Below are 2,384 nucleotides of genomic sequence, written 5' to 3' on the forward strand. Positions count from 1 at the left end.
CTGGCTGCTTCCCCTTGCACTAGTGCTGCTTTGGGAAGCGCTGTCTCGATTTGGGGTGGTGGCCCCTAACCTGCTGCCCGCCCCAACGACGGTGTTACAGACTATCCTCGATATGGCCCGCAGTGGCGATCTGTTTCGGCATGTGGGCATTACCCTCTATCGAGTTATTTTGGGTTTTGCGATCGGCACCCTGGTAGCTACGGTGCTGGGGGCGCTGACGGGCTACTCTCGCGTGGCCCACGCCTATCTCGATCCGCTGCTTCAAGCCCTGCGAAATATTCCCTCGATCGCCTGGGTGCCACTGTTTATTCTCTGGCTGGGTATCTACGAAAGCTCAAAGATTTCACTGATTGCGGTGGGGGTGTTTTTTCCCGTTTATCTAAATCTGATGAGCGGTGTGCAAGGGGTCGATCGCAAACTGGTAGAAGTGGGTCAAATCTATCGTCTTAGCCAGCTACAGCTTGTGCATCAGGTGTTTTTTCCAGCTACGTTGCCAGCTTACCTGGTCGGACTTCGTAACGGGCTGGGCTTGGGCTGGATGTTTGTGGTCGCCGCTGAGCTAATGGGGGCCAGCCAGGGACTTGGATATCTGCTGACCGATGGTCAAACAACCGGGCGACCGGCAGTAATTATTGCCAGCATTGTGCTGTTTGCACTACTCGGCAAGCTAACTGATTCGGGACTGGAAACAATCAACAAGCGGCTGTTGTATTGGCAAGATTCCTATGGCTCAGGAGGGCGATAGAAATTTTGAGGTTTGCATTCTTGTCTGGACTCAGTAACTCAAAGTCCAAGTCTTATTCTTATTCTCCCGGACCTACTCCACCTATCCATCACTTACCCCAATGCTTCACATCAAAAACGTCCATAAACAATTCGACAACGGCTTTCTTGCTTTAGAAGGGATTAACTTCAGCATTCAGCCAGGAGAAATTGTCAGCCTAGTGGGTACCAGCGGCTGCGGTAAAAGTACGCTGTTGAGAATTCTGGCAGGGTTAGATTTCCCGACACTGGGAGAGGTCAGCATTGACGGAGAACCGATTACCGGCCCGCACCACAAAGTGGGGCTGATCTTTCAGGAAGCGCGGCTAATGCCTTGGCTGCGGGTGGCGGAGAACATTCAGTTTGGCCTGCACCATTTGCCTCATCTAGAGCGGCGGAAACGCACCACAGCGGTGCTGCGCAAGGTGCATCTGTCAAACTTTGCCGAGGCGCTGCCCCGTCAGCTATCGGGGGGCATGGCCCAGCGGGTGGCGATCGCCCGCGCCCTGGTCACCCAGCCCGATATTCTGCTGCTTGATGAACCCTTCAGCGCCCTAGATGCCTTTACCCGCGCCCAACTGCAAGACCACTTGCTAGAGATTTGGGAAGGCGACTACCCTACCCTGCTGCTGGTCACCCACGATGTCGAAGAGGCGCTAGTGCTGAGCGATCGCGTCATCGTTTTGCGCGCCCACCCAGGCCACATTCACCGCGAACTGAGGATAGATTTACCCCGCCCCCGACGGCGCAGCAGCCAGGAGTTTCAGCGCTTGAAGGAGCAGTTGATTGGGCAATTAGATCTGTCGCCAGAGTTGGATTTGGTGGAGCTGTGAGGGTGAAAGGGGGATGGGTAAGGGGGTATTCGCGCAATAATGCACCGTTCTGAGAAAGTCCAAGATCTAAAATTCTTTGAGGTTTAGTCATGATGAAGATTGTTTCGATCGCTGGTAGTCCATCCCATCCCTCCCGCTCCTACGCGGTGCTGGAGGAGGCGCAGAAAATTCTGAACGCTCAGGGGGTGGAGCTGGAGATTTTGCTGGTGCGCGATCTGCCTGCGGAGGATTTGCTCCACGCCAAGTTTGACAGTGCGGCGATCAATGCTGCTGCCGCCCAGGTCACCGCCGCCGATGGGGTGATTATTTCGACCCCGGTTTATAAGGCGGCCTATACGGGGGTGCTCAAGGCATTTCTTGACCTGCTGCCCCAAAAAGCGTTGGTGGGCAAGCCCGTTTTGCCCATTGCTACGGGGGGAGCGCTGGCGCATTTGCTGGCGATCGACTATGCCCTCAACCCGGTACTGGGTGTACTTGGGGCCACCCATATTCTCCAGGGTGTGTACTTGGTCGATACCCAGTTTCAGCGGCTAGAAACTGGCGGCATTGAATTCAACGAACCCGATCTACAAGCCCGCTTTCACAGCGCCATTGCCGAATTAACCCACGCTATTCCAGCCCGAGTTCCTGCCGCCGCTTAAGCATAGGGAGTAGGGAGTGAAGAAAGTTGTGAGTGCTTAGGTTCAAATTTGCACGACTGCTGCACAACCGAAACTCAAAATTCACAACTTTCCCCCTTCTCCCCTAACCATCCCCCCCTACTACCCCTCGCCCCTCCTATGACTACCA

3 protein-coding genes are annotated in these 2,384 nt (G+C 54.9%); all 3 read left to right on the top strand.

The features are described 5' to 3' along the window. Positions 1 to 745: ABC transporter permease (locus V6D20_11675; protein ID HEY9816442.1), on the top strand; the 745-nt coding region annotated here is incomplete at its 5' end. 100 nt (positions 746 to 845) lie between these two features. Next, positions 846 to 1,595 (top strand): ABC transporter ATP-binding protein, encoded by a 750-nt coding sequence (locus tag V6D20_11680; GenBank protein ID HEY9816443.1) that lies wholly within the window; start codon positions 846 to 848, stop codon positions 1,593 to 1,595. Between the two features lie 89 nt (positions 1,596 to 1,684). Beyond that, entirely contained in the window at positions 1,685 to 2,236 is a 552-nt protein-coding gene (gene ssuE, locus V6D20_11685; GenBank protein HEY9816444.1) for an NADPH-dependent FMN reductase, read from the top strand. The last annotated feature ends 148 nt before the right edge of the window (positions 2,237 to 2,384 follow it).

It is taken from the genome of Candidatus Obscuribacterales bacterium (assembly GCA_036703605.1).
GTDB lineage: Bacteria > Cyanobacteriota > Cyanobacteriia > RECH01 > RECH01 > RECH01.